The sequence below is a fragment of the Streptomyces sp. NPDC058008 genome, assembly GCF_042886395.1.
Classification (GTDB): Bacteria; Actinomycetota; Actinomycetes; order Streptomycetales; family Streptomycetaceae; genus Streptomyces.
On sequence record NZ_JBHVQX010000029.1, the window covers coordinates 53,276 to 76,649 of the forward strand.

General features: G+C 72.0%; 24 protein-coding genes. 17 read left to right on the top strand and 7 right to left on the bottom strand.

Going from position 1 to position 23,374, the window contains the following annotated elements:
• The first annotated feature begins 148 nt into the window (after window positions 1–148).
• On the top strand, window positions 149–1,510 hold the full coding sequence (locus ACFVS9_RS26100; RefSeq protein WP_383116182.1) for an NAD(P)/FAD-dependent oxidoreductase: 1,362 nt from the start codon (window positions 149–151) through the stop codon (window positions 1,508–1,510).
• A 79-nt stretch (window positions 1,511–1,589) separates the two neighbouring features.
• Here ACFVS9_RS26100 and ACFVS9_RS26105 read toward each other — a convergent pair whose 3' ends face one another.
• Both ACFVS9_RS26105 and ACFVS9_RS26110 read right to left on the bottom strand, forming a co-directional pair.
• Window positions 1,590–3,125: an ATP-dependent DNA ligase gene (locus tag ACFVS9_RS26105; protein ID WP_383116181.1), complete on the bottom strand. Its 1,536-nt coding sequence runs from the start codon at window positions 3,123–3,125 to the stop codon at window positions 1,590–1,592.
• Between the two features lie 54 nt (window positions 3,126–3,179).
• Window positions 3,180–3,971, bottom strand: a complete 792-nt coding sequence (locus tag ACFVS9_RS26110) for a metal-dependent hydrolase (protein ID WP_383116180.1) — start codon at window positions 3,969–3,971, stop codon at window positions 3,180–3,182.
• A gap of 155 nt (window positions 3,972–4,126) precedes the next feature.
• On the opposite strand from ACFVS9_RS26110, the gene ACFVS9_RS26115 reads away from it, so the two are divergent.
• Both ACFVS9_RS26115 and ACFVS9_RS26120 read left to right on the top strand, forming a co-directional pair.
• Window positions 4,127–6,640: a DEAD/DEAH box helicase gene (locus ACFVS9_RS26115; RefSeq protein ID WP_389935964.1), complete on the top strand. Its 2,514-nt coding sequence runs from the start codon at window positions 4,127–4,129 to the stop codon at window positions 6,638–6,640.
• Between the two features lie 34 nt (window positions 6,641–6,674).
• Window positions 6,675–7,550 carry an acyl-CoA thioesterase gene (locus tag ACFVS9_RS26120; RefSeq protein ID WP_383116178.1) on the top strand — a complete coding sequence of 292 codons (876 nt, stop codon included), beginning with the start codon at window positions 6,675–6,677 and terminating at the stop codon, window positions 7,548–7,550.
• Window positions 7,551–7,562: 12 nt separating this feature from the next.
• Here the strand turns inward: ACFVS9_RS26120 and ACFVS9_RS26125 are convergent, their stop codons facing one another.
• The gene (locus ACFVS9_RS26125) at window positions 7,563–7,781 is read right to left on the bottom strand and encodes a DUF6011 domain-containing protein (protein WP_383116177.1); all 219 of its coding nucleotides are present in this window, start codon (window positions 7,779–7,781) and stop codon (window positions 7,563–7,565) included.
• Window positions 7,782–7,990: 209 nt separating this feature from the next.
• On the opposite strand from ACFVS9_RS26125, the gene ACFVS9_RS26130 reads away from it, so the two are divergent.
• The 3 genes from ACFVS9_RS26130 (at window position 7,991) to ACFVS9_RS26140 (ending at window position 11,947) form a co-directional block, all read left to right on the top strand.
• Window positions 7,991–8,941, top strand: coding sequence for a DUF389 domain-containing protein (locus tag ACFVS9_RS26130; protein WP_389935967.1), 951 nt, complete (start codon window positions 7,991–7,993; stop codon window positions 8,939–8,941).
• A 114-nt stretch (window positions 8,942–9,055) separates the two neighbouring features.
• Complete coding sequence (locus tag ACFVS9_RS26135) at window positions 9,056–10,486, top strand: DUF2252 domain-containing protein (protein ID WP_389935970.1); 1,431 nt, start codon at window positions 9,056–9,058, stop codon at window positions 10,484–10,486.
• 129 nt (window positions 10,487–10,615) lie between these two features.
• A complete protein-coding gene (locus ACFVS9_RS26140; protein ID WP_389935973.1) occupies window positions 10,616–11,947 on the top strand; it encodes a chloride channel protein in 1,332 nt (443 codons plus the stop codon).
• On the opposite strand, the gene ACFVS9_RS26145 is transcribed toward ACFVS9_RS26140, so the two are convergent.
• Window positions 11,904–12,335 (bottom strand): hypothetical protein, encoded by a 432-nt coding sequence (locus ACFVS9_RS26145; protein WP_383116173.1) that lies wholly within the window; start codon window positions 12,333–12,335, stop codon window positions 11,904–11,906. The genes ACFVS9_RS26140 and ACFVS9_RS26145 overlap by 44 nt on opposite strands.
• 145 nt (window positions 12,336–12,480) lie before the next feature.
• Between ACFVS9_RS26145 and ACFVS9_RS26150 the strand changes: the two genes are divergently transcribed.
• From ACFVS9_RS26150 to ACFVS9_RS26160, 3 genes are read left to right on the top strand one after another with little or no spacing between them, the layout of a single operon-like run.
• Entirely contained in the window at window positions 12,481–13,047 is a 567-nt protein-coding gene (locus ACFVS9_RS26150) for a helix-turn-helix domain-containing protein (RefSeq protein ID WP_389935977.1), read from the top strand.
• Between the two features lie 20 nt (window positions 13,048–13,067).
• Complete coding sequence (locus ACFVS9_RS26155) at window positions 13,068–13,607, top strand: GNAT family N-acetyltransferase (RefSeq protein ID WP_389935980.1); 540 nt, start codon at window positions 13,068–13,070, stop codon at window positions 13,605–13,607.
• 42 nt (window positions 13,608–13,649) lie between these two features.
• Window positions 13,650–14,138, top strand: a complete 489-nt coding sequence (locus ACFVS9_RS26160; protein WP_383116170.1) for a glutathione peroxidase — start codon at window positions 13,650–13,652, stop codon at window positions 14,136–14,138.
• Window positions 14,139–14,214: 76 nt separating this feature from the next.
• On the opposite strand, the gene ACFVS9_RS26165 is transcribed toward ACFVS9_RS26160, so the two are convergent.
• Complete coding sequence (locus tag ACFVS9_RS26165) at window positions 14,215–15,441, bottom strand: acyl-CoA dehydrogenase family protein (protein WP_383114745.1); 1,227 nt, start codon at window positions 15,439–15,441, stop codon at window positions 14,215–14,217.
• 176 nt (window positions 15,442–15,617) lie between these two features.
• Here ACFVS9_RS26165 and ACFVS9_RS26170 point away from each other — a divergent pair, with 176 nt between their 5' ends.
• Window positions 15,618–16,268 carry a TetR family transcriptional regulator gene (locus ACFVS9_RS26170; protein ID WP_383114744.1) on the top strand — a complete coding sequence of 217 codons (651 nt, stop codon included), beginning with the start codon at window positions 15,618–15,620 and terminating at the stop codon, window positions 16,266–16,268.
• 29 nt (window positions 16,269–16,297) lie between these two features.
• Here ACFVS9_RS26170 and def read toward each other — a convergent pair whose 3' ends face one another.
• A complete protein-coding gene (gene def / locus ACFVS9_RS26175) occupies window positions 16,298–16,852 on the bottom strand; it encodes a peptide deformylase (protein WP_383114743.1) in 555 nt (184 codons plus the stop codon).
• A gap of 115 nt (window positions 16,853–16,967) precedes the next feature.
• On the opposite strand from def, the gene ACFVS9_RS26180 reads away from it, so the two are divergent.
• The 7 genes from ACFVS9_RS26180 to ACFVS9_RS26210 all read left to right on the top strand — a co-directional run bounded on the left by ACFVS9_RS26180 (window position 16,968) and on the right by ACFVS9_RS26210 (window position 22,257).
• A complete protein-coding gene (locus ACFVS9_RS26180; protein WP_014157625.1) occupies window positions 16,968–18,206 on the top strand; it encodes a MurT ligase domain-containing protein in 1,239 nt (412 codons plus the stop codon).
• Window positions 18,207–18,240: 34 nt separating this feature from the next.
• Window positions 18,241–18,969 (top strand): type 1 glutamine amidotransferase, encoded by a 729-nt coding sequence (locus ACFVS9_RS26185; RefSeq protein WP_383114742.1) that lies wholly within the window; start codon window positions 18,241–18,243, stop codon window positions 18,967–18,969.
• Window positions 18,970–19,162: 193 nt separating this feature from the next.
• On the top strand, window positions 19,163–20,188 hold the full coding sequence (locus ACFVS9_RS26190) for a 6-phosphofructokinase (protein ID WP_383114741.1): 1,026 nt from the start codon (window positions 19,163–19,165) through the stop codon (window positions 20,186–20,188).
• A 111-nt stretch (window positions 20,189–20,299) separates the two neighbouring features.
• Complete coding sequence (locus ACFVS9_RS26195) at window positions 20,300–21,250, top strand: cytochrome c oxidase assembly protein (RefSeq protein ID WP_383114740.1); 951 nt, start codon at window positions 20,300–20,302, stop codon at window positions 21,248–21,250.
• 25 nt (window positions 21,251–21,275) lie between these two features.
• Window positions 21,276–21,476 (top strand): hypothetical protein, encoded by a 201-nt coding sequence (locus ACFVS9_RS26200; protein WP_383114749.1) that lies wholly within the window; start codon window positions 21,276–21,278, stop codon window positions 21,474–21,476.
• 139 nt (window positions 21,477–21,615) lie between these two features.
• On the top strand, window positions 21,616–21,861 hold the full coding sequence (locus tag ACFVS9_RS26205; RefSeq protein WP_383114739.1) for an HU family DNA-binding protein: 246 nt from the start codon (window positions 21,616–21,618) through the stop codon (window positions 21,859–21,861).
• 9 nt (window positions 21,862–21,870) lie between these two features.
• Window positions 21,871–22,257 (top strand): SRPBCC family protein, encoded by a 387-nt coding sequence (locus ACFVS9_RS26210; protein ID WP_383114738.1) that lies wholly within the window; start codon window positions 21,871–21,873, stop codon window positions 22,255–22,257.
• A gap of 81 nt (window positions 22,258–22,338) precedes the next feature.
• Here the strand turns inward: ACFVS9_RS26210 and ACFVS9_RS26215 are convergent, their stop codons facing one another.
• Window positions 22,339–23,370 carry an AsnC family transcriptional regulator gene (locus ACFVS9_RS26215; RefSeq protein WP_389935987.1) on the bottom strand — a complete coding sequence of 344 codons (1,032 nt, stop codon included), beginning with the start codon at window positions 23,368–23,370 and terminating at the stop codon, window positions 22,339–22,341.
• Window positions 23,371–23,374 lie beyond the last annotated feature (4 nt).

Here is a 23,374-nt window from a genome sequence, read left to right on the forward strand (position 1 = left end):
CCGGTCCCGGCGGGCGTCGCCCTCGGCACCCGGGACCGGGTGCACAAGAGGCGAACTCCGTCCCCTCCGGTGAGGATGAGGGAGTGACTGGCTCCGGATACGGGGCAGGCGAGCGATGACCGCGTAAGCCCGAGAAGGGACGCACACCGTGGCACGACCCAGGATTCTCGTTGTCGGCGCCGGCTTTGCGGGGGTCGAGTGCGTGCGCCGTCTGGAGCGCAGCCTCACCCCCGGGGAGGCGGACATCGCGCTCGTCACGCCGTTCTCGTACCAGCTGTACCTGCCGTTGCTCCCCCAGGTCGCCTCCGGGGTGCTCACCCCGCAGTCGGTCGCCGTCTCCCTGCGCCGCAGCCGGCGTCATCGCACCCGGATCGTGCCCGGTGGGGCCATCGGGGTGGATACGAAGGCGAAGGTCTGCGTCGTCCGGAAGATCACCGACGAGATCGTGAACGAGCCGTACGACCATCTCGTGATGGCGGCCGGCAGTGTCACGCGGACCTTCGACATCCCGGGGCTGGTCGACAACGCCCGGGGCATGAAGACCCTGGCCGAGGCCGCGTACATCCGGGACCACGTGATCTCCCAGCTGGATCTGGCCGACGCCAGCCACGACGAGGAGGAGCGGGCGTCCCGGTTGCAGTTCGTGGTGGTGGGCGGCGGGTACGCCGGTACGGAGACGGCCGCGGCCCTGCAACTGCTCACCAGCAACGCGGTGAAGCACTACCCCCGGCTGGACCCGAAGCTGATCAAGTGGCATCTGATCGACATCGCGCCGAAGCTCATGCCGGAGCTCGGTGACAAGCTGGGCCTCAGCGCCCTGGAGATCCTCCGCAAGCGCGGGATCGAGGTCTCGCTCGGTGTCTCCGTGGCCGAGGCGGGGCCGGACAAGGTGACCTTCACGGACGGCCGGGTGCTGCCCTGCCGCACGCTGATCTGGACGGCCGGGGTCGCCGCGAGTCCGCTCGTCGCCACCCTCGGCGCGGAGACGGTGCGCGGCCGTCTGGCCGTGACGCCGGAGATGAGCCTGCCCGGCGTGGACGGGGTGTTCGCGCTGGGCGACGCGGCGGCGGTGCCGGACCTGGCCAAGGGCGACGGAGCGATCTGCCCGCCCACCGCCCAGCACGCCATGCGTCAGGGCCGCAGGCTGGCGGACAACATCATCGCCTCCCTGCGCGGCCGCCCGTTGCAGCCCTACGTCCACAAGGACCTCGGCCTGGTCGTGGACCTCGGCGGCGGGGACGCGGTCTCCAAGCCGCTGGGCGTCGAGCTGAGGGGCATGCCGGCGCAGGCCGCGGCGCGCGGCTACCACTGGGCGGCGCTGCGGACGAACGTCGCCAAGACCCGGGTCATGACCAACTGGCTGCTGAACGCCATCGCCGGTGACGACTTCGTGCGCACGGGGTTCCAGGCCCGCAAGCGGGCCACCCTGCGCGACTTCGAGTGGACCGACGCCTACCTCACGCCGGAGGAGACCCGCGCGTACACCGCCGGATCGGACGCCCGCGGCTGAGCCGCCCGGCCCCGGACCGTCCGGCCGTCGCCCGCGAGGCGTCCGTCGCCCGCGAGGCGGCCGCCGGACGGTGCCGGTGTCAGAGCCGGCGGGCGAGGACCGTGTCCACCGTGTCCGCCTCCTCGGCGCGCTTGTCCTCGCGGTAGCGCAGGACACGGGCGAACCTCAGGGTGACGCCCGCCGGATAGCGGGTCGAGTTCTGGAGCCCGTCGTAGGCGATCTCGACCACGAGTTCCGGGCGCACCGTGACCACGTGCCCGTCGTCGGCGGTGGCCAGTTCCCGCAGGCGTTCGGTCTGCCACAGGAGCATGGTGTCCGTGAGCCCCTTGAAGGTCTTGCCCAGCATCGCGTACGTGCCGTCCTCCCGGCGTGCCCCCAGGTGCAGGTTGGAGAGCTTCCCGGTGCGCCTGCCGTGCCCCCACTCGGCGGCCAGGACGACGAGGTCCAGGGTGTGCACGGGCTTCACCTTCAGCCAGGAGGCGCCGCGCCGGCCGGCGCTGTAGGGCGCGGCCGTGCCCTTGACCACCACTCCCTCGTGCCCGCGGGCCAGGGTCTCCTCGGAGAAGGCCACCGCGGCGGCGCGCCGCGCCGCGTCCGCGGGGTACTCCACGGTGACGCCCCGTACGCGCATCTCCTCGGGGACGAGCGCGGCCAGCTCCCTGTGCCGGTCGGAGAAGGGGCGGTCGAGGAGGTCGCGCCCGTCCACGGACAGTACGTCGAAGAAGACGGGGACGACGGGGACGGCCTCCGCGGCGGTCGCGACGTCACGCCGGGATCCGACCCGGCCGGCGGTCTCCTGGAACGGCCGGGGCCTGCCGTCGGCCCCGAGCGCGATCACCTCCCCGTCGAGGATGAACCGCCCGGCGGGGAAGCCGGCCACCGCCGCCGCGAGCTCGGGGAGCCGGTCGGTGATGTCGTCGAGCGCGCGGGTCCAGACGCGCACCCGGTCCCCGTCCCGGTGGACCTGGACGCGGATGCCGTCCAGCTTCTCCTCGACGGCGCAGGGCCCCAGCCGGTCGATCGCCTCGGTGACCGAGCGGGCGGTGTGGGCGAGCATGGGCTGGACGGGCCGGCCGACGGTGAGCCGGAAGGAGGACAGCGCCCCGGGTCCCTCGGCGAGCAGCGCGCGGGCCACGGGCACCGGCGAGCCGGCGAGCATGACGGCGCGCCGGACCTCCGGGCGCGGGGCTCCGGCGGCGTCCGCCAGGGCGTCGACGGCGAGGGCGTCCAGGGCTCCCTGGCGCACCTCGCCGGTGAGCAGTCCGCGCAGGAAGTACTGCTCGTCGGCGGTGGCGGCGCCGAGCAGCCGGACCAGCCGCTCCTTGCGGGCGGCCTGCGAGCCCTGGCCGGTCAGGGCTCCGATCGCCGTCAGTTCCGCGTCGGTCTCCGCCACGGTCAGCGCGGGTTCACCGGCGGGCGCCACCGGGACGCTCAGGGCGCTCCACCCGATCCCGAGCCGCCCCTGCGGGAGGCGGCCGGCGAGGTACGGGATGACGACCGGGACGTCGTCCGGCCCCGCCTCCCGGAAGAGCCCCGCGAGCAGGGCGGTCTTCCGGGTCCGGGCCGACGTCGCGGCGACCTCCAGGGACACGTGGGCGAGCCTGGCGAGGAGCATGCGGCCATGGTCCTACGGCCGCGGGCCCGCCGCCCCCGGAACCGCTGCCGGCCGTCAGAGGACGTTGAGGGCCCCCACCGCGCCCAGGCCCCCGAGGACCATGAAGACGGGCATCAGCACCTTGACCTCGACCCAGCTGCCGGCCCGGAAGCGCATGAACTTCGGCGGGCCGAGCGGGTACCAGCGCTTACGGCCGAGCGGTATGGGCCACAGGATCGGGCAGCCGGAGACCGTGAGCGCGTCGCCGATGTCGTGGACGAGGGCGCCGAGGATGATCGGCAGTCCCAGCCACATGTACTCCTGGCCGGGTGCCGTGAACAGCCAGTCGGAACCGTTGCCGGGCTGGTCCAGCACGCCCGCCAGGATCCACGCGCTGGTCGCGCCGAGCAGCCAGACCAGGACGTCGCTGGAGACCCGCGCGGCCCGCCACAGCAGGCCTTCCACGGCGAGCACGAGGTGGACGAAGAGGATGCCCAGGACCGCCCAGCGGCCTCCGGTGATCGCCACCAGGGAGCAGCCAGCCCCGACCAGTACCGCCCACAGCCAGGTGTGGGTGAGGGTGCGGTGGCCGCCGGTCCTGCGGGGGTCCCCGGTTCCCTTGGTCGCCTTGTAGACGGCGTAGGAGAGCTTGTCGACGACTTCGCAGAGTGTCTTGGAGACGGGACCGAAGGCACGCGAGATCGTGGCCGACTTGTGGTCGAGGTCCGGGGCGAGTGCCGCGCCGGCGGTGATCAGGGCCCCGACGACCAGGACGGGCCAGGGCATCGTGTGCCCCGCGGCCGAGGCCGCGGCGCCCACCCCCAGCCAGGCCGCCGCCCCTGACAGAGAGTGTGCCGGTCCCATCATGGCTGATACGCCCCCATCGTGATTCGGCCGAGCGCGCCGGCCGGGCCGCCATCGCCTGTACGCGGCGGCCGAGTTGAGTGGGCAGCGTATCGTCCGTGATCTTCGCCGGATCCTCCGGTTCCCTCATCGGGGCGGGAGGCAGGCAAGATGGGGGCGTGACCCTTATCGATCAGCTCCCGCCGACCGCCGACCCGGACGCCCTCTTCGAGGCCTTCTCGTCATGGACCGAATCGCAGGGGATCACCCTCTACCCGGCTCAGGAGGAGGCGCTCATCGAGGTGGTCTCCGGGGCGAACGTGATCCTTTCCACGCCCACGGGCTCCGGGAAGAGCCTGGTGGCGGCGGGTGCGCACTTCACCGCGCTGGCCCAGGACAAGGTCACGTTCTACACCGCGCCGATCAAGGCGCTGGTCTCGGAGAAGTTCTTCGACCTGTGCAAGCTCTTCGGCACGGAGAACGTCGGGATGCTCACCGGTGACGCCTCGGTCAACGCCGACGCCCCGGTCATCGCCTGTACCGCCGAGGTCCTCGCCTCGATCGCGCTGCGGGACGGGAAGTACGCCGACATCGGCCAGGTCGTGATGGACGAGTTCCACTTCTACGCGGAACCGGACCGGGGCTGGGCCTGGCAGATCCCGATCCTGGAGCTTCCGCAGGCCCAGTTCATCCTGATGTCGGCGACCCTCGGTGACGTCAAGATGTTCGAGGAGGACCTGACCCGGCGCACCGGCCGGCCCACCTCGGTGGTGCGCTCGGCGACGCGCCCGGTGCCGCTCAGCTACGAGTACCGGCTGACGCCGATCACGGAGACGCTCACCGAGCTCCTGGACACCCGGCAGTCGCCCGTCTACATCGTGCACTTCACGCAGGCGGCCGCCGTGGAGCGCGCGCAGTCGCTGATGAGCATCAACATGTGCACCAAGGAGGAGAAGGAGAAGATCGCCGATCTGATCGGCAGCTTCCGCTTCACCACCAAGTTCGGCCAGAACCTCTCCCGGTACGTGCGCCACGGGATCGGGGTGCACCACGCGGGCATGCTGCCCAAGTACCGCCGGCTCGTGGAGAAGCTCGCCCAGGCGGGTCTGCTGAAGGTGATCTGCGGGACGGACACGCTGGGTGTCGGCGTCAACGTGCCGATCCGCACCGTGCTGTTCACCGCGCTCACCAAGTACGACGGCACCCGTGTGCGCACGCTGCGCGCCCGTGAGTTCCACCAGATCGCCGGGCGGGCCGGCCGCGCGGGCTTCGACACGGCGGGCTTCGTCGTGGCGCAGGCCCCCGAGCACGTCATCGAGAACGAGAAGGCCGTCAAGAAGGCGGGCGACGACCCGAAGAAGAAGCGCAAGGTGGTCCGCAAGAAGGCCCCCGAGGGGTTCGTCGCCTGGTCGGAGACCACCTTCGACAAGCTGATCCAGTCCGATCCCGAGCCGCTGACCTCCCGCTTCCGGGTCACACACACGATGCTCCTGTCGGTCATCGCCCGCCCGGGCAACGCCTTCGAGGCGATGCGCCATCTGCTGGAGGACAACCACGAGCCGCGCCGGGCGCAGCTCAGGCACATCCGCCGGGCCATCGCGATCTACCGCTCGCTGCTCGACGGCGGGGTGGTCGAGCAGCTCGACACGCCCGACGCCGAGGGCCGGATCGTGCGGCTGACGGTCGACCTCCAGCAGGACTTCGCGCTCAACCAGCCGCTGTCCACGTTCGCGCTGGCCGCGTTCGACCTGCTGGACGCCGAATCGCCGTCGTACGCCCTGGACATGGTCTCCGTCGTCGAGTCGACGCTCGACGACCCGCGGCAGATCCTGGCGGCCCAGCAGAACAAGGCGCGGGGCGAGGCCGTCGGGCAGATGAAGGCGGACGGTGTCGAGTACGAGGAGCGGATGGAGCGGCTCCAGGAGGTCACGTACCCGAAGCCGCTGAGCGAGCTGCTGTGGCACGCGTACGACGTGTACCGCACCAGCCACCCGTGGGTCGGTGACCACCCGGTGTCGCCGAAGTCGGTGATCCGGGACATGTTCGAGCGGGCCATGACCTTCACCGAGTTCACCTCGAACTACGAGCTGGCCCGCACCGAGGGCATCGTCCTGCGCTATCTGGCGAGCGCCTACAAGGCCCTCGAACACACCATCCCCGACGACCTGAAGTCGGACGACCTGGAGGACCTGATCGCCTGGCTGGGCGAGATGGTGCGCCAGGTGGACTCCAGTCTGCTGGACGAGTGGGAGCAGCTGGCCAACCCCGAGGTGGAGACGGCCGAGCAGGCGCAGGAGCGGGCCGACGAGGTCAAGCCGGTGACGGCCAACGCGCGCGCCTTCCGGGTGCTGGTGCGCAACGCGATGTTCCGCCGGGTGGAGCTGGCCGCCCTGGACCGCGTCCGTGACCTGGGTGAGCTGGACGGCGACGCGGGCTGGGACGAGGACGCGTGGGGCGAGGCGATGGACGGCTACTGGGACGAGCACGAGGAGCTCGGCACGGGTCCGGACGCGCGCGGCCCGAAGCTGCTGAAGATCGACGAGGACCCCGGGCACGGGCTGTGGCGGGTGTGGCAGGCCTTCGCCGACCCGGCCGGGGACCACGACTGGGGAATTCGTGCGGAGGTCGATCTCGCGGCCTCCGACGAGGAGGGCCGGGCAGTCGTCCGGGTCACGGCCGTGGGCCGGCTGTGACGGCGCACCGGCTTCGAGAGTGGAGAAGAACCGTATGACGAACCCCGCCGACAGCCTGGTCGATCTGCTCGACCTGGAGCGGATCGAGGTCAACATCTTCCGCGGCCGCAGCCCCGAGGAGTCCCTGCAACGGGTCTTCGGCGGGCAGGTCGCGGGCCAGGCGCTGGTCGCGGCAGGCCGCACCACGGACGGCGACCGTCCGGTGCACTCGCTGCACGCGTACTTCCTGCGTCCGGGCCGGCCGGGCGTGCCGATCGTGTACGACGTGGAGCGGGTGCGGGACGGCCGGTCCTTCACGACGCGGAGGGTCACGGCCGTGCAGGAGGGCCGGACGATCTTCAATCTGACGGCGTCCTTCCACCGCCCCGAGGAGGCCGGCTTCGAGCACCAGCTGCCGCCGGCCCGTGTCGTGCCCGGTCCGGACGAGCTGCCGACGGTCGCCGACGAGGTGCGCGATCACCTGGGCGGCCTGCCGGAGGCACTGGAGCGGATGGCCCGGCGCCAGCCCTTCGACATCCGCTACGTCGACCGGCTGCGCTGGACGCGGGAGGAGATCCAGGACGCGGACCCGCGGAGCGCGGTGTGGATGCGGGCGGTGGGCCCGCTGGGCGACGACCCGCTCGTGCACACCTGCGCCCTGACCTACGCGAGCGACATGACGCTGCTGGACGCGGTGCGCATCCCGGTCGAGCCGCTGTGGGGTCCGCGCGGCTTCGACATGGCCTCGCTGGACCACGCCATGTGGTTCCACCGGCCGTTCCGGGCCGACGAGTGGTTCCTGTACGACCAGGAGTCGCCGATCGCCACGGGCGGCCGCGGACTGGCCAGGGGGCGGATCTACGACCGTCAGGGGCAGTTGCTGGTCTCCGTGGTCCAGGAGGGGCTGTTCCGGCGTCTCGACGGCGCGTAGGCCCGTCCCGGGTCAGGTGCCGGGCAGGGTCTCCTGTTCCACCTCGTGACGGCGGGTCCGGATGTCCGGGCCCGCCGGATGCAGTTTGGCGTCGCAGGCGGGCCCGAGCCCGGTGCGCCGCGACTCGGCCCCGGTCAGGGGCCTGCCGCAGAGGGCGCACCGGACCGGGCGGCGGACCTCGCGGTGACCGGCTTCCGGCTGCGGTGAGGGGAAGAGCTCGGGGGTTTCCACGTACGGATCCTCTCAAGCGGGTGTGACAGAGGGCCGGTGCACCGGTGGGCGGCGCCCCGCGCCGAAACCGGCGCACCCCTCCGCAGGTTTCCCGCCGGACCGCGGGCCGCTGTGGGAGGGTATCGGTCCATGACCGCCCGATTTCCGGCATATCACCCCGCATGTTCCCATCCCGCTCAGCCGCTCCCCCGGTCCCGCGGGGGTGCCGTGTGGACCTGATCCATGTCCGGGCCGTGAGCCCTCCGGACCTCACCGGGCGCGTCGAGGAGCTCCTCGCGGGCGACCCGTACGTCCTGAACCTGATCGTGCGGCGGGGCGCCGCGCGCAACCCCGACGGTGACGCGGTCGCCTGCGACGTGCCGACGGGGGCGGCGAACGAGGTCCTGCGGGGGCTGCGGGACCTCCGGGTCGACGTGCGCGGGTCCCTCGTCATCGAGCCGGTCGACATGGCGTTCCCCGGGCGGGCGTCGGAGCGCGCGGCGCGCGGGCTGGGCCCGCTGGCCGGCGCACCCGTCTGGGAGCAGGTCGAGGCACGCATCCGGTCCGAGGGGAGGTACGCGCCGAGTTTCTACCTGTACCTGGTGGTCGCGGGCCTGATCGGCTCGGTCGGCATCGTGACCAACTCCCAGATCCTGATCGTCGGCGCGATGGTCGTCGGCCCCGAGTACGGGGCGATCGTCGCGGTGGCGCTGGGCATCGACCGGGGCGACCGGGGCATGGTCCGCGCGGGACTGTCCGCACTGGGGGCGGGCCTGCTGCTGACGATCGCGGTGACCCTCCTGTTCAGTCTGCTCATCCGCGCCTTCGGGCTGCAGTCGGCGGCGTTCGACCGGGGGCTGCGGCCCGTCTCGGACCTGATCAACAGCCCGAACTTCTTCTCGTTCGCCGTCGCGGCGCTGGCCGGCGTCGTCGGCATCGTGTCGCTCACCGAGGCCCGTACGAGCGCTCTGCTCGGGGTGTTCATCTCGGTGACGACCATCCCGGCGGCCGCGGCCGTCAGCGTCTCGACGGCGTTCGCCAGCTGGTCCGAGGCGTGGGGATCGCTCGTCCAGCTCCTGGTCAACATCGTGGTGCTCATCGTGGTGGGCGCGCTCTCGCTCAGGGGGCAGCGTGCGATCTGGCGGCGCGTGGCCGCGGTCCGGGGCGGCGGGCGGGCCTGAGGCCACGCACACACCGGTCGCGGGGGCCTGCCGAGCGGCCGGATCCGGACCGGCCCGGGATGATGGGACACAGGGGCCGTCCGCACGTCCCCGCCCGCAGTCAGGAGGGCCACCATGCCCCAGGAACCCACCTCACCGCTCCGGGCCGTACCGGGCGCGACGCCCCAGGAGAGGGCCGCGCTCGGCAAGGCGGCACGCAAGCGGGTCCCCAGAAGCAGCCATCACGCCTACGATCCGCCGGCCGGACGGCCGGACCCGCTCGCCCTGCTGGAGGCCCAGTCGGCGGCCAGGGTGCGCGAGCTCGTCCCGATCCGGTACGGGCGGATGACGGAGTCGCCGTTCCGCTTCTACCGCGGCGCCGCGGCGATCATGGCCTCCGACCTCGCCGGGACACCGGACTCCGGCATCAGGGCCCAGCTGTGCGGGGACGCCCACCTTCTGAACTTCAGGCTCCTCGCCTCTCCGGAACGCCATCTCCTCTTCGACATCAACGACTTCGACGAGACCCTGCCCGGCCCGTGGGAGTGGGACGTCAAGCGCCTCGCGGCCAGTCTCGTCATCGCGGGGCGCGCCAACGGCTTCACGGACAAGGAGAGGGCCCGGGTCGTACGGGCCACCGTGCGCTCCTACCGGGAGTCGATGATCCGGTTCGCGGACATGCGCAATCTCGACGTCTGGTACACGAAGACCGACGAGGACCGGCTCAGGGCGATGGCCACGGGAAGGCTGGCCGCGCAAGGGCGCAGGCGCGTCGCGAGTGCGACGGCGAAGGCCCGCACCAGGGACAGTCTGCAGGCGTTCGGCAAACTCACCGAGGTGGCCGACGGGCGGCTCCGCATCGCCGCGGACCCGCCCCTGGTCATGCCGATCGCGGACCTGCTGCCCGACGCGGAACGCCGGGAGACGGAAGGGCGGTTCCGCAAGCTCCTGCGCCGCTACGGCCGGAGCCTGCCCTCCGACCGGCGGGCCCTCCTCGCCGACTTCCAGCCGGTGGACATGGCCCGCAAGGTGGTGGGCGTGGGAAGTGTCGGGAGCCGCTGCTGGATCTTCCTGCTGCTGGGCAGGGACGGCGGGGATCCGCTCTTCCTCCAGGCCAAGGAGGCGGACACCTCGGTTCTGGCGCCCCACGCGGGTGCCAGCGAGTACCGCAACCAGGGTGAGCGGGTGGTGGCCGGCCAGCGCCTCATGCAGGCCGCCGGTGACATCTTCCTCGGCTGGGAGCGGGTGGACGGCTTCGACGGGAAGCGCCGGGACTTCTACGTGCGCCAGCTGCGCGACTGGAAGGGCATCGCCGAACCGGAACTGATGGTGCCGCGCGGCATGGCCGCCTTCGGGGAGCTGTGCGGGACGACGCTGGCCCGTGCGCACGCGCGCTCCGGCGACCGCATCGCCATCGCCTCCTACCTCGGCCACGGCGACGTGTTCGACCGCGCCCTGGAGACGTTCGCCGAGCGGTACGCCGACCAGAACGAGAGGGACCACCGGGCGCTCGTCGACGCGGTGGCCGCGGGCCGGCTCCCGGCCGCCGGGGCGGGCGAGAGGTGACGGGTCCGGATTCACCACCCACCACCAGCGGGTACTTCACGGACATAACTGGACATCGTGGTATCACCGTGTGGACCCCGGCGAGGCAGCACGAGCCGGCCGGGACCCGACACCGAGGAGACCATGACCATGTCGGCCGAACCGGTCGGAACACCCGGCACGGAGTCACCGGATCCGCTCACGGTGGTCCGCACCCGGGGATACGCGGCGCTCCTGATCATGGTCGCGGTCCTCGGGGTCCCCATCTCCGCCGCGGCGTTCGGCTTCCTGGCCCTCGTCCACCAACTCCAGTCCCTGACCTACACCGACCTCCCCCGCGCGCTGGGCTTCGGGAGCACACCGTCGTGGTGGCCGCTGCCCCTGCTCGCCGTCGCGGGCCTGCTGACCGCGCTGATCATCCGTCACCTCCCGGGAACGGCGGGCCACAGACCCGCCGAGGGCTTCGTCAACACGGGGGCACCGACGGCCGCGGAACTCCCGGGGATCGCGCTCGCCGCCGTGGCGTCCCTCGGCCTCGGCGTGGTCCTCGGCCCGGAGGCGCCCCTGATCGCACTCGGCGGCGGCCTGGCGGTGTACGCGGTGCGCCTGCTCAGGCCCGGCATCGCCCCGGGCGCGAGCGCCATGGTGGCGGCGGCCGGGAGCTTCGCCGCCGTCAGCACCCTGCTGGGCTCGCCGCTCCTCGGGGCGTTCCTGCTGATGGAGGCCTCCGGGCTCGCCGGGATGACGCTCGGCCTCGTGCTCGTGCCGGGACTGCTCGCCTCCGGCATCGGATCGCTCATCTTCATCGGGATGGGCTCGTGGACGGGCCTGGGGACGTACTCCCTGACGCTCCCCGACGTACCGCACACCCCCCAGCCCACCGTCGCGGAGTTCGGGTGGGCGATCGCGCTGGGGGTCGCCGCGGCCCTCGTGGGCACGGGCGTCAAGAGGCTCGCCCTGTCCCTCCAGGAGCGGGTCGAGCAGCGGCGGGTGCCCGCGACCGTGCTCATGGGCCTGGCCGTCGGCGTACTCGCCCTGCTCTACGCCGAGAACACGGGCCGGGCCGCGTCCGAGGTGCTGTACTCCGGCCAGGACGCCCTCGGCGGCCTGCTCGACCAGGACACCACGTACACGGTCGGGGTCCTCCTCGTGCTGGTCGTCTGCAAGGCGCTCGCCTACGCCGTTTCCCTGAGCGCCTTCCGGGGCGGCCCCATCTTCCCGTCGATGTTCCTGGGGGCGGCGGGCGGGCTGGCGCTCTCGCACCTGCCCGGCCTGAACGCCACCTCCGGCTTCGCGATGGGCATCGGGGCGATGTGCGTGGCCATGCTCAGACTGCCGATGACCTCGGTGCTGCTGGCCACGCTGCTGCTGGGGTCCGAGGGCATCACCGTGATGCCGCTCGTGATCGTCTCCGTGGTGGTCTCCTACGTCCTCGTGCTCAGGTTCGAACGTCCTTCCGCGGCGAACACAGCGCCCAGATGACGAAGATGTTGATCGCGATGAGGACGATCGACCAGAACGGGTAGTACGGCAGCCACAGGAAGTTGGCGACCGCCAGCAGCCCCGCGAGCAGGACCCCGACGGCGCGCGCCCACAGGGCGCCGCTGAAGAGGGCGATGCCGGCGAGCACGACGACGATCCCCAGGATGAGATGCACCCAGCCCCAGCCCGTCAGGCTGAACTGGAACATGTAGTTGCGCGTGGCGACGAACAGGTCGTCCTTGGCGATGGCGGCGATGCCCTCGAAGATGGCCATCGCCCCGCCGAAGATCATCATCACCGCCGCGAAGACGGTCCAGCCGGTGACGGCGGTCCCGTGCCCTCCGGTCACGTCGTGACCCGTTCGCGTCCCACTGACACTTCCAGCCATGTCGGCCTCCTTGGTTCAGCAGCCGATGCGGCACATACGTGCCGACAAAGCGGCTTATATGCCTCTTATCAGACTGGCACGCCCTCACTCGATCGGCATACGGACCACGCCCGACTTGTCTCCACACAGAGATACAATCCTGAATATGAGAGACGAGGACTCCGTCGACACACGGCTCGCCGCGCGGCTGGGCCTGCTCCGCACCGAACGCGGCTGGTCGCTCGACGAGCTGTCCCGTCGCGCCGGTGTCAGCCGCTCGACCCTGTCGCGGCTGGAGCGCGGTGAACTGAGCCCCACCACCGCCGTCCTGGGGCAGCTCTGCACGGTCTACGGCCGGACGATGTCGCGCCTGCTGCTGGAGGTCGAGGCCGAGCCGGCGCAGCTGGTTCCGGCCGCGCGGCAGCCGGTGTGGCGCGACGAGCGCGCCGGATTCGTCCGCCGCTCGGTCTCCCCGCCGCACGCCGGACTGCGTGCCGAGATCGTCGAAGGCACACTCGACGCGGGCTCGGAGATCTCGTACGGGAACGCGCCGGTGCCCGGCGTGGAGCAGCACGTCTGGGTGCTGGAGGGCACCGTCGAGATCACCGTCGACGGCACCGCGCACACCGTGTGCGAGGGCGACTGCCTGCGCTTCCGGCTGCGCGGCCCCTCGCACTTCCGCTGCCCGGGCCCGCAGCGGACCCGTTACGCCCTGATGATCGTCCTGCCGTGAACGTGAAAGGACCCCGCCCCATGACCGAGATCGTCCCCGTGTCCGGCCCCGAACTGGTCACGTACGCCGATGAGCTCGCCGCGCTGATGATCGAGGCCGTGGAGGGCGGCGCGTCGGTCGGGTTCCTCGCCCCGCTGGACCGGGCGGCGGCGGCCGCGTGGTGGCGGGAGCGGGCCGCGGCCGTCGGGGAGGGGAGCCAGCAGGTCTGGATCGCCCGTGACGACGAGCGGGTGGCGGGCACGATCGGCCTGGTCAGGACCGCCCTGCCGAACGCGCGCCACCGCGCGGAGGTCGCGAAGCTCATGGTGCGGCCGTCGGCCCGTGGCCGGGGGGTCGGACGGGCGCTCCTCGCGGCTCTCGAACGGTGGGCGTCCGCCGAGGGGCTGACCCTGCTGGTCCTGGACACCGAGACGGGGAGCGACGCCGAACACCTCTACCGCGCGGCGGGGTGGACGGAGTGCGGTTCCGTACCGGGCTACGCGGCGGACCCGTACGGCACGCCCCGGGCGACCACGTTCTACTACCGGACGCTCGGCCCCGCGGAGTCCACCGCGCAGTGAGCGTCACAATGGGGCGACGCCACGCTATCGAGGAGACATCCCATGACGCTGCACGACATCCCGCTCCGCACGCTCGCCGGCGAGCCGACGACCCTGGGGGCCTACGAGGGCTCGGCGGTCCTGCTGGTGAACGTCGCCTCCAAGTGCGGGCTCACCCCGCAGTACGCCGGGCTGGAGAGGCTCCAGAAGGAGTACGGCGACCGGGGGTTCACGGTGCTGGGCGTGCCCTGCAACCAGTTCGCGGGGCAGGAGCCGGGTTCCGCCGAGGAGATCCGGACGTTCTGCGCGACGACGTACGGCGTCAGCTTCCCGCTGCTGGAGAAGACCGACGTCAACGGTGAGGACCGGCACCCGCTCTACGCGGAGCTGACGAAGCTCGTCGACGCGGAGGGCGCGGCGGGCGACGTCCAGTGGAACTTCGAGAAGTTCCTGATCTCCCCGGCGGGCGAGGCCGTCGCCCGGATCCGCCCCCGCACCGAGCCGGAGGCACCCGAGGTCGTTTCGCTCATCGAGGCGCACCTGCCGCGGTAGACGGGGCGTACGGCGACGGGGCCGGGCCGCGGAGGCGGCCCGGCCCCGTCGCGTGCGGCGTGCTCGGGACACGCGCCTAGCGGATCGGCATCCCCGACAGGGTGCGGGCGATCACGAGGCGCTGGATCTCGCTCGTGCCCTCGAAGATGGTGTAGATCGCCGCGTCCCGGTGCATGCGCTCGACCGGGTACTCGCGGGTGAAGCCGTTGCCGCCGAGGATCTGCACGGCCTGCGCGGTGACCGACTTGGCCGTCTCGCTCGCGTAGAGCTTGGACATGGAGCCCTCCGCAGCGGTGAACGGCTTGCCGGCGCTCGCCATCCAGGAGGCGCGCCAGACGAGCAGCCGCGCCGCGTCGATCGAGGTGCGCATGTCGGCCAGTTGGAAGGCGATGCCCTGGTTGTCGATGATCGGGCGGCCGAACTGGGTGCGCGTCTTCGCGTAGTCCAGCGCCACCTCGTAGGCGGCGCGGGCGGTGCCGACCGCCATGGCTCCGACGGCCGGGCGGGAGGCCTCGAAGGTGGCCATCGCCGCGTTCTTGACGCGCTCGCCGCCGGACCTGGCGCGCTCGCGGGCGCGGGCGAGACGCTCGTCGAGCTTCTCCTTGCCGCCGAGCAGGCAGTGACCGGGCACGCGGACGTCCTCGAGGACGACCTCGGCGGTGTGCGAGGCGCGGATGCCGTGCTTCTTGAACTTCTGCCCCTGCGAGAGCCCGGGGGTGGCCGGGGGGACGATGAAGGAGGCGTGGCCCTTCGAGCCCAGCTCCGGGTCGACGACGGCCACGACGACGTGGACGTTGGCGATCCCGCCGTTGGTGGCCCAGGTCTTGGTGCCGTTCAGGACCCACTCGTCCTTGGCCTCGTCGTACACGGCGCGGGTGCGCATGGAGGCGACGTCCGAGCCCGCGTCCGGCTCGGAGGAGCAGAAGGCGGCGACCTTCACGTCGGAGGCGTCCCCGTACATCTGGGGGATCCAGGTGCCGATCTGCTCCTCGGTGCCGTTGGCGAGGACACCGACGGCGGCCAGGCCCGTGCCGACGATCGACAGGGCGATGCCCGCGTCGCCCCAGAAGAGCTCCTCCATGGCCATGGGGATGCCGAGGCCCGTAGGGTCGAAGAACTGCTGGGCGTAGAAGTCGAGGGAGTAGATACCCACCTTGGCCGCTTCCTGGATGACGGGCCAGGGCGTTTCCTCACGCTCGTCCCACTCCGAAGCGGCCGGCCGGATCACCTCGGCGGCGAATCCGTGCAGCCAGTCACGGACCTGCTTCTGGTCGTCGTTGAGCTCGAGCGTGAACTCGGCCATGGTTTCCTCCACATGCACTTCCGGATCAAACCGTTACTAGCGGTAACAACAGTCTGTTACCAGCAAGTAGCCTCTGTCAACCGGTCAGCGACGGATCCGCGCCCGGCGGACCAGGGTGTTACGTTGCCCGGGCGTGACGAGATCGCAGGACAGCCGGGTGGGGCGGGAGAAACGACATGGAGACCAGACGCGGGGCCGAACGGCAGCGGACAGCGGCCGAACGCCGCCGTCGGGAACTGCTCGAAGCCGCGGACCGGGTGGTGCTCAGGGACGGCCCGAAGGCCTCGATGAACGCGATCGCCGCGGAGGCCGGGATCACGAAACCGATCCTCTACCGGCACTTCGGGGACAAGGGCGGTCTCTACCGCGCTCTCGCCAAGCGTCACACGGACGCCCTGCTCAGCGCCCTGCGGGCCGCGCTCGACGCACCCTCGGGGCGGCGCGAACGGGTCGAGTCGACCCTGGACACCTACCTCGCGGCCATCGAGGCGCGCCCCCAGGTCTACCGCTTCCTGATGCACCCCTCCGACGACGCCGCCCCCTCGCCCGAGCACGGCTTCGACGTCGGCCGCCACTCCGCCCCGCTGCTGCGCCGCCTCGGCGAGGAACTGGGCAAGGTGATCGTGGAACGGGTCGATCTCGGCCCGGAGAGCGAGCAGATGGCCCGCATCTGGGGTCACGGCATCGTCGGCATGATGCACGCGGCCGGCGACTGGTGGCTCGGTGACCGCCCGTGTTCACGCGAGCAGCTGGTGCGCAGCCTCGCCGACCTGTTGTGGGGCAGGCTGGCCGAGGCGGGCGACCTGCCCGGCGGCCAGGGGTTCTGAGGCCCGCCCGGATGCCCGGGAGCCCGCGGTCAGCCGTCGGCCCCCGTACGCCCCCACGGCGCCCGCCTGGCGGCGCGCAGCGCCCTGGTGCGGCGCAGCCCCGTCAGCCGGTCGGTGTAGACCCGGCCGTCGAGGTGGTCGCACTCGTGCTGAAGGCAGCGGGCGAACCAGCCGGTGCCGGCGACCCGCGCCGCCTCCCCCGCGACCGTGCGGCCCTCGACCACCGCGTGGTCGAAGCGCGGGGTGCCGGCTTCGAGCCCCGGGAGCGAGAGGCAGCCCTCCGGTCCGCGTACGGTGTCGCCGTCGGCCTCGACGAGCACCGGATTGACGAGATGGCCCAGATGCCGGACCTCGTCGTCGTCCGGACAGTCGTACACGAACACCCTGAGCGGGACGCCGATCTGGTTCGCGGCGAGCCCGACACCGTTGGCGGCGTACATGGTCGCGAACATGTCCTCCACCAGTCGGGCGAGGGACGGACCGAACTCGGTGACGTCGTCGCACGGGCGGTGGAGCACCGGGGCGCCCAGCAGACTCATGGGACGAACGCGTCCGGAACTGCCGGGGATCGGGCGGTTTCGCATGGGGAGAAGCGTACGTTCCACGTGACCTCCACGTTCCCCCGTGGTGCCGAGGTGCGGTCGGCACCGCGGACATCGATAGGCTGGGCGCGGACTTACGCAAGGAGGATCTAGGACGATGGCAGGCAACACGGAGCCGTTGTCGCCGCGGGCCAAGCTCGCCGTGACGGCGGGCAAGGCCGCGGCGGCGGTGTCGCGCGCCGCGGGGCGCGGCAGCGGATCGGTGATCGGCGGCCGGGTGGCGCTCAAGCTCGACCCCGACCTGCTCGGGCGGCTGGCGCAGCACCTGGACGTGATCCTCGTGTCCGCGACGAACGGCAAGACGACGACCACCCGGCTGATCGCCGAGGCGCTGCGGGCCGCCGGGCCCGTCGTGTCGAACGCGCTCGGGGCCAACATGCCCGCGGGGATCACCTCCGCGCTGGCAGGGGGCTCGGACGCGCGGTACGGCGTGATCGAGGTGGACGAGAAGTACCTCGCCGGCGTGGCACGCGACACGACACCCAAGGTGATCGCGCTGCTCAACCTCTCGCGCGACCAGCTGGACCGCGCGGCGGAGACCCGGATGCTGGCCGAGAAGTGGCGTGAGGGCCTGTCGGGCTCCAAGGCCGTGATCGTGGCCAACGCCGACGACCCGCTGATCGTCTGGGCGGCCTCCTCCTCCCCCAACGTGGTGTGGGTGGCGGCCGGTCAGGCGTGGAAGGACGACGCCTGGTCGTGCCCGTCCTGCGGCGGTGTGATGCAGCGCCCCGGTGACGACTGGTTCTGCGGCGAGTGCGGTTTCCGCCGCCCCGCCCCCAGCTGGGCGCTGAACGGCGACTACGTCCTGGACCCGCACGGTTCGGCGTGGCCGATCCACCTCCAGCTGCCGGGCCGGGCCAACAAGGCCAACGCGACGAGCTCGGCCGCGGTGGCTGCGGTCTTCGGCGTCCCGCCGCAGGTCGCCCTGGAGCGGATGTACCAGGTGCAGGCCGTGGCCGGCCGCTACGACGTCGTCAGCTTCCTCGGCCGCGAACTGCGGCTCCTGCTGGCGAAGAACCCGGCGGGCTGGCTGGAGACGTTCTCCCTGATCGACCCGCCCCCCACCCCGGTCATCCTCTCGGTGAACGCGCGTGGCGCCGACGGCACGGACACCTCCTGGCTGTGGGACGTCGACTACACCCAGCTCTACGGTCACCCGATCTTCGTGCTCGGCGACCGCAAGCTGGACCTCGCGGTCCGGCTCGAGGTGGCCGGACTCGACTTCCGCGTCTGCGAGACCCTGGACGAGGCCGTCCAGATGGCACCGCCCGGCCGCATCGAGGTCATCGCGAACTACACCGCCTTCCAGGATCTGCGCCGTCGTGTCGGCAACTGACCCCCGCGCGGGCAACCCCCGGAGAGGACGAAGCATGAGCAACAACAGCCTGCGGCTGGTGTGGGTCTACCCCGACCTCCTCAGCACCTACGGCGACCAGGGCAACGCCCTGGTGGTGGAGCGCCGTGCACGCCAGCGCGGCCTCGACGTGTCGCGCGTGGACGTGCGCAGCGACCAGCCCATCCCGACGTCGGGCGACATCTACCTCATCGGCGGAGGTGAGGACCGGCCCCAGCGGCTCGCCGCGGAGCGGCTGCGCCGTGACGGCGGACTGAGCCGGGCCGCGTCCAACGGCGCGATCATCTTCTCGGTCTGCGCGGGCTACCAGATCCTCGGCCACGAGTTCATCAACGACCTCGGCGAGCGGGAGCCCGGCCTCGGGCTGCTCGACGTCGTCTCCACCCGGGGCGAGGGTGCCCGGTGCGTCGGCGACGTGCTCGGCGACATCGACCCGAACCTGGGCCTGCCGCCGCTGACCGGCTTCGAGAACCACCAGGGCGTCACCCATCTCGGCCCGTCCGCGCGCCCGTTCGCCCGGGTACGCCTCGGCGGGGGCAACGGCACGGGTGACGGCACCGAGGGCGCGTACAACGACACCGTGTTCGGCACGTACATGCACGGGCCGGTCCTGGCGCGCAACCCGCTGATCGCGGACCACCTGCTGAAGCTGGCGCTGGACGTGAACGCGCTGCCGCCGAGCGACGACCGGTGGTACGAGGCGCTGCGCGCCGAGCGGATCGCGGCGGCGACCCAGCCCGCCTGACGCACCCGCGGACCCGCGCGGACCGGCCCTTCCGACGGCCGGTCCGCGCGTGTGGGCGACCGGTGTACACCGGGTGGACGTCCAGCAGTCGGACAGCGGGTTCGGTCCCGCCACCCCGCGCCGGTAGGGTGACGAGGATCCAACCGGACGACGCGGTCCGGGGTCGGCCCACGTTGCAAAGGTTTCCCGGGCAATGCGAATTGGTGTGCTCACCTCCGGCGGCGACTGCCCCGGCCTCAACGCCGTCATCCGTTCCGTCGTGCACCGTGCGGTGGTCGACCACGGCGACGAGGTCATCGGCTTCCACGACGGCTGGAGGGGCCTCCTCGAGTGCGACTACCGCAAGCTCGACCTCGACGCGGTGGGCGGCATCCTCGCCCGGGGCGGCACGATCCTCGGCTCCTCCCGTGTCCAGCCCGCGCATCTGCGTGACGGTGTGGAGCGCGCGAAGGGCCATGTGACCGATCTCGGTCTGGACGCGATCATCCCGATCGGCGGCGAGGGCACGCTGAAGGCCGCAAATCTGCTCTCCGAGGCGGGCCTGCCCATCGTCGGTGTGCCGAAGACCATCGACAACGACATCGCCTCCACCGATGTGACCTTCGGCTTCGACACGGCCGTCGGGGTCGCCACCGACGCGCTCGACCGGCTGAAGACGACCGCCGAGTCGCACCAGCGGGTGCTGATCGTCGAGGTCATGGGGCGGCACACCGGCTGGATCGCGCTGCACTCGGGCATGGCGGCCGGCGCGCACGCCATCGTCGTTCCCGAGCGGCCCTTCGACATCGACGAGCTGACCGCGCTGGTCGGCCGGCGCTTCTCGGACGGCAAGAAGTTCGCGATCGTCGTCGTGGCGGAGGGCGCCAAGCCGCGGGAGGGCTCGATGGAGTTCAACCAGGGCACGAAGGACATCTACGGCCACGAGCGCTTCGCCGGGGTGGCGACGCAGCTCTCCGGCGAGCTGGAGCAGCGCCTCGGCAAGGAGGCCCGCCCGGTGATCCTCGGCCATGTGCAGCGCGGCGGGACCCCGACCGCGTACGACCGCGTCCTCGCCACCCGCTTCGGCTGGCACGCGGTGGAGGCGGCCCACCGGGGCGAGTTCGGCATGATGACGGCGCTGCACGGCACGGACATCACGATGGTCCCGCTGGCTGCGGCCGTGGAGACCCTGAAGACGGTCCCGGCCGAGCGCTACGCCGAGGCGCAGGTCGTGCTCTGACCGTCACGACGCTCCGTGAACCGCCCCCGGCCGCACCTGCGGCCGGGGGCGGTTCTAGTCTGGACCGGACAACCGGCGCGAAACGGGGACGCCCCCGGCGGGAGTGAACAGATGGATCACAGCGGGCACGGCATGGACATGGACCTGCCGCCGTTCACGCTGGGCCGTGGGCTGGAGTTCTCCGCGGACCCGTTCTTCCTGATCGGCTGCGTCGCCGCGCTCGTCCTGTACGGGTACGGGGTCGCGCGGCTGCGGGGCCGGGGCGACGCGTGGCCGGTGAACCGGACCGTGTTCTTCGTCCTCGGCGTGCTGTCCATCGCCCTGGTGATGTGCACGGCTCTGAACGACTACGGCATGGTCATGTTCAGCGTGCACATGGTGCAGCACATGGTGATCAGCATGGTGTCGCCGATCCTGCTGCTGCTGGGTGCCCCGGTGACGCTGGCACTGCGGGCCCTGCCCGTGGCGGGACGGGACCGGACGGGCCCGCGTGAGCTGCTGCTCAAGCTGCTCCACAGCCGCTACATGAGGGTCGTCACGCATCCCGTGTTCACGATCCCGCTCTTCATCGCGAGCCTGTACGGGCTCTACTTCACCCCGCTGTTCGACTTCCTGATGGGGTCGAAGGCGGGGCACATCGCGATGATGGTGCACTTCCTGGCGGTCGGCCTGGTGTTCTTCTGGCCGATCATGGGCGTCGACCCCGGCCCGCACCGCCCCGGTTACGTGATGCGGATGCTGGAGCTCTTCGCGGGCATGCCCTTCCACGCGTTCTTCGGCATCGCGCTGATGATGGCGAGCCAGCCGATGGTGAAGGCGTACGAGAACCCGCCCGCCTCGCTCGGCATCGACGCCCTGGCCGATCAGTCCGCGGCCGGCGGCATCGCCTGGGCGTTCAGTGAGATCCCGTCCGTGCTGGTCCTGATCGCGCTGGTCTTCCAGTGGTACCGCTCCGAGCAGCGGACCGCCAAGCGCTCCGACCGGGCGGCCGACCGGGACGGCGACCAGGAGCTGAAGGCGTACAACGCCTACCTCGCCTCATTGCAGGCGCGCGGACAGTAGCGGTGGGCGTGCCCCAGGGGTGACCATGGCTGCAACGGCCGTGCGGCCGGGTGAGGAGCGTGCGCTCATGCCGGGATCCACGAAAACCATGGGGGTGCTCACCGTCGGCGCCCTGGTCGCGGTGACCGCGTACACGGTGGCGCTGGGGAGCAACGGCTGGCTCTGGTTCGGCTGGGTGGTCCTCGGACTCGCCACGCTGGGGATGCTCGCCACCCGGGACTCCTGAGCCGCGCGGCCGGCGTACGGCGCCGTGCGCGGGTGCTCCCCCGGTGTCACGCTGGTGGCACCGCGTGGCACATGGCCGGCCGGTTCAGCCGGCCGGGCCGCCCGTCGCGCGTCTCCGTCGGCGGAAGAGAGTGCTTCGCATGGACAGGTCCGGGTTGGTCGAGGCGATCGGACGCAAGACGGCGGACGGCGGCGAGCTGTCCGCCGACCAGATCGGCCGGGTCGTCGACGCGGTGTTCGGGACGGTCGCCGGGGCCGGGGTGATCGCCGAGGCGCTCAGGGCGGGCAGAACGGTGACCCTGGTGGGCTTCGGCAGCTTCCACCACGTGGGCGGTGAGGCCGCCCTGCGGCCGGGCAAGGCCCTCAACGAGTTCATCCGGGCCTGAGAGCGCCCGATGGCGGTCATCAGGCTCCGGGCCGAAGGCCGGGCGCCGGCCGAGGACGTGTGGCTGCGCTACGTCACCCCTGCCCGCTGGCCGTCCTGGTCGCCGCAGATCAGGGCGGTGCGGGTGGACGCGGAGCGGCTGCGGCCCGGCACCCGGGGTGAGATCGTCTCGTTCCTCGGTGTCACGGCGGCCTTCGTCGTCGTGTCGGTGGACGAGGAGCGGTGGCGGTGGACGTGGCGGGTCCGGCTGGGGCCGGTGCGCCTGCGGCTGTGCCACGAGGTCCTGCGCCGGCCCGGCGGCTCGGTCACGAAGCTCCGGATCGAGGGTCCGGCCCTCGCCCTCGCCGCCTACGCGGGCCCGGCGCGGTGGGCGTTGGGACGCCTGGTCCGGGGGTGAGGGGGCGCCCGTACGCCGTACCCCGGCAGGCGGGCGGGTCCGGGGACGGACGCGCGGGCCGTCGCCCCGCGCACCCGGTGGTCAGGCCTCTTCCCGGTCCGCCCAGTAGTTCACCGGCGCGAGCCCGATGCTGCGTCCGCTCCGGTCCAGGACGCGTCCGACGTGCTTCACGGTGCGGAGCACGATCGCCCGCTCGGTGATGCGCAGCCGGTGGTCGGCGAGCCGGCTCTCCAGGTGGGCCTCCATGCTGTGGACGTCGGCCAGATCGCGCTGCCACAGGTCGAGGATCAGGTTGTCGCGGCCCGTGGTCACCGTGCACATCCGCAGTTCGGGCAGGGTCCGCAGCGAGGCGACGGTGTCCTCGAGATGGCGGGCCGGGACCGAGGCGAAGTACACCACCGACACGGGGAAGCCGGTGAGCGGGCGGGCGAGCGTGCACCGCAGGGCGAGACGCCGGTTGCCGGTGAGCACGCGCAGCCTGCGGCGGACGGTGGCCGTGCTGGTGCCGGCGGCCGCGGCCAGCTCGCGTACCGGCATGCGCCCGTCGTGTCCGAGGGCGAGTGCCAGTTCCCGGTCCACCGGCCGCAGCGGCTCGTCCGGCACCTCCTCCCGGGGTGCGGCGAGTGCCGCCTGCTGGGCGCGGCTGAGGCTGCGCAGCCTCCACCGGTCGCCCTCGTAGGGGATGGCGGTGATCACGTGGACCCGGGTGGTGCGGATCCCGGGCAGGGGTGCGATGCGGCGGCCGACCAGGCGGGAGAGGTCGTCGAGGTCGGCCGCTCCCACGATGGCGAGGAGGTCCCGGTTGCCGGTGGTCTGTTTGAGGCTGAGGACGCGGCTGTCCCTGGCCAGGCTCTCCAGGGTGGACTCGACGGGGAGGCCGCCCATGTCGATCTCGACCTGTGCGTAGACCGCGTCGTCGTGTCCGGGCGAGAGGTAGCCGTCCACCCACGCCGTCCCGGTCCGCTCCAGCCGGTCCCAGCGCCGCGCGGCGGTGACCGCGTCGATGCCCAGGACCTCGCCGATCAGTGTCCAGGGCGCCCTGGGCCGCGTCTGGAGGGCGTGGATGATCGCGAGGTCCAGTTCGTCGGGGTGCGGCATGTTCTGCGTCTGCATGGGG

Coding starts and splice junctions, on each gene's coding strand:
- ACFVS9_RS26105 (WP_383116181.1), bottom strand. CDS start 3,125: ATGCTCCTCGCCAGGCTCGCCCACGTGTCCCTGGAGGTCGCCGCGACG.
- ACFVS9_RS26110 (WP_383116180.1), bottom strand. CDS start 3,971: ATGATGGGACCGGCACACTCTCTGTCAGGGGCGGCGGCCTGGCTGGGG.
- ACFVS9_RS26120 (WP_383116178.1), top strand. CDS start 6,675: ATGACGAACCCCGCCGACAGCCTGGTCGATCTGCTCGACCTGGAGCGG.
- ACFVS9_RS26135 (WP_389935970.1), top strand. CDS start 9,056: ATGCCCCAGGAACCCACCTCACCGCTCCGGGCCGTACCGGGCGCGACG.
- ACFVS9_RS26140 (WP_389935973.1), top strand. CDS start 10,616: ATGTCGGCCGAACCGGTCGGAACACCCGGCACGGAGTCACCGGATCCG.
- ACFVS9_RS26145 (WP_383116173.1), bottom strand. CDS start 12,335: ATGGCTGGAAGTGTCAGTGGGACGCGAACGGGTCACGACGTGACCGGA.
- ACFVS9_RS26150 (WP_389935977.1), top strand. CDS start 12,481: ATGAGAGACGAGGACTCCGTCGACACACGGCTCGCCGCGCGGCTGGGC.
- ACFVS9_RS26155 (WP_389935980.1), top strand. CDS start 13,068: ATGACCGAGATCGTCCCCGTGTCCGGCCCCGAACTGGTCACGTACGCC.
- ACFVS9_RS26160 (WP_383116170.1), top strand. CDS start 13,650: ATGACGCTGCACGACATCCCGCTCCGCACGCTCGCCGGCGAGCCGACG.
- ACFVS9_RS26165 (WP_383114745.1), bottom strand. CDS start 15,441: ATGGCCGAGTTCACGCTCGAGCTCAACGACGACCAGAAGCAGGTCCGT.
- ACFVS9_RS26170 (WP_383114744.1), top strand. CDS start 15,618: ATGGAGACCAGACGCGGGGCCGAACGGCAGCGGACAGCGGCCGAACGC.
- def (WP_383114743.1), bottom strand. CDS start 16,852: ATGCGAAACCGCCCGATCCCCGGCAGTTCCGGACGCGTTCGTCCCATG.
- ACFVS9_RS26180 (WP_014157625.1), top strand. CDS start 16,968: ATGGCAGGCAACACGGAGCCGTTGTCGCCGCGGGCCAAGCTCGCCGTG.
- ACFVS9_RS26185 (WP_383114742.1), top strand. CDS start 18,241: ATGAGCAACAACAGCCTGCGGCTGGTGTGGGTCTACCCCGACCTCCTC.
- ACFVS9_RS26190 (WP_383114741.1), top strand. CDS start 19,163: ATGCGAATTGGTGTGCTCACCTCCGGCGGCGACTGCCCCGGCCTCAAC.
- ACFVS9_RS26195 (WP_383114740.1), top strand. CDS start 20,300: ATGGATCACAGCGGGCACGGCATGGACATGGACCTGCCGCCGTTCACG.
- ACFVS9_RS26200 (WP_383114749.1), top strand. CDS start 21,276: ATGGCTGCAACGGCCGTGCGGCCGGGTGAGGAGCGTGCGCTCATGCCG.
- ACFVS9_RS26205 (WP_383114739.1), top strand. CDS start 21,616: ATGGACAGGTCCGGGTTGGTCGAGGCGATCGGACGCAAGACGGCGGAC.
- ACFVS9_RS26210 (WP_383114738.1), top strand. CDS start 21,871: ATGGCGGTCATCAGGCTCCGGGCCGAAGGCCGGGCGCCGGCCGAGGAC.
- ACFVS9_RS26215 (WP_389935987.1), bottom strand. CDS start 23,370: ATGCAGACGCAGAACATGCCGCACCCCGACGAACTGGACCTCGCGATC.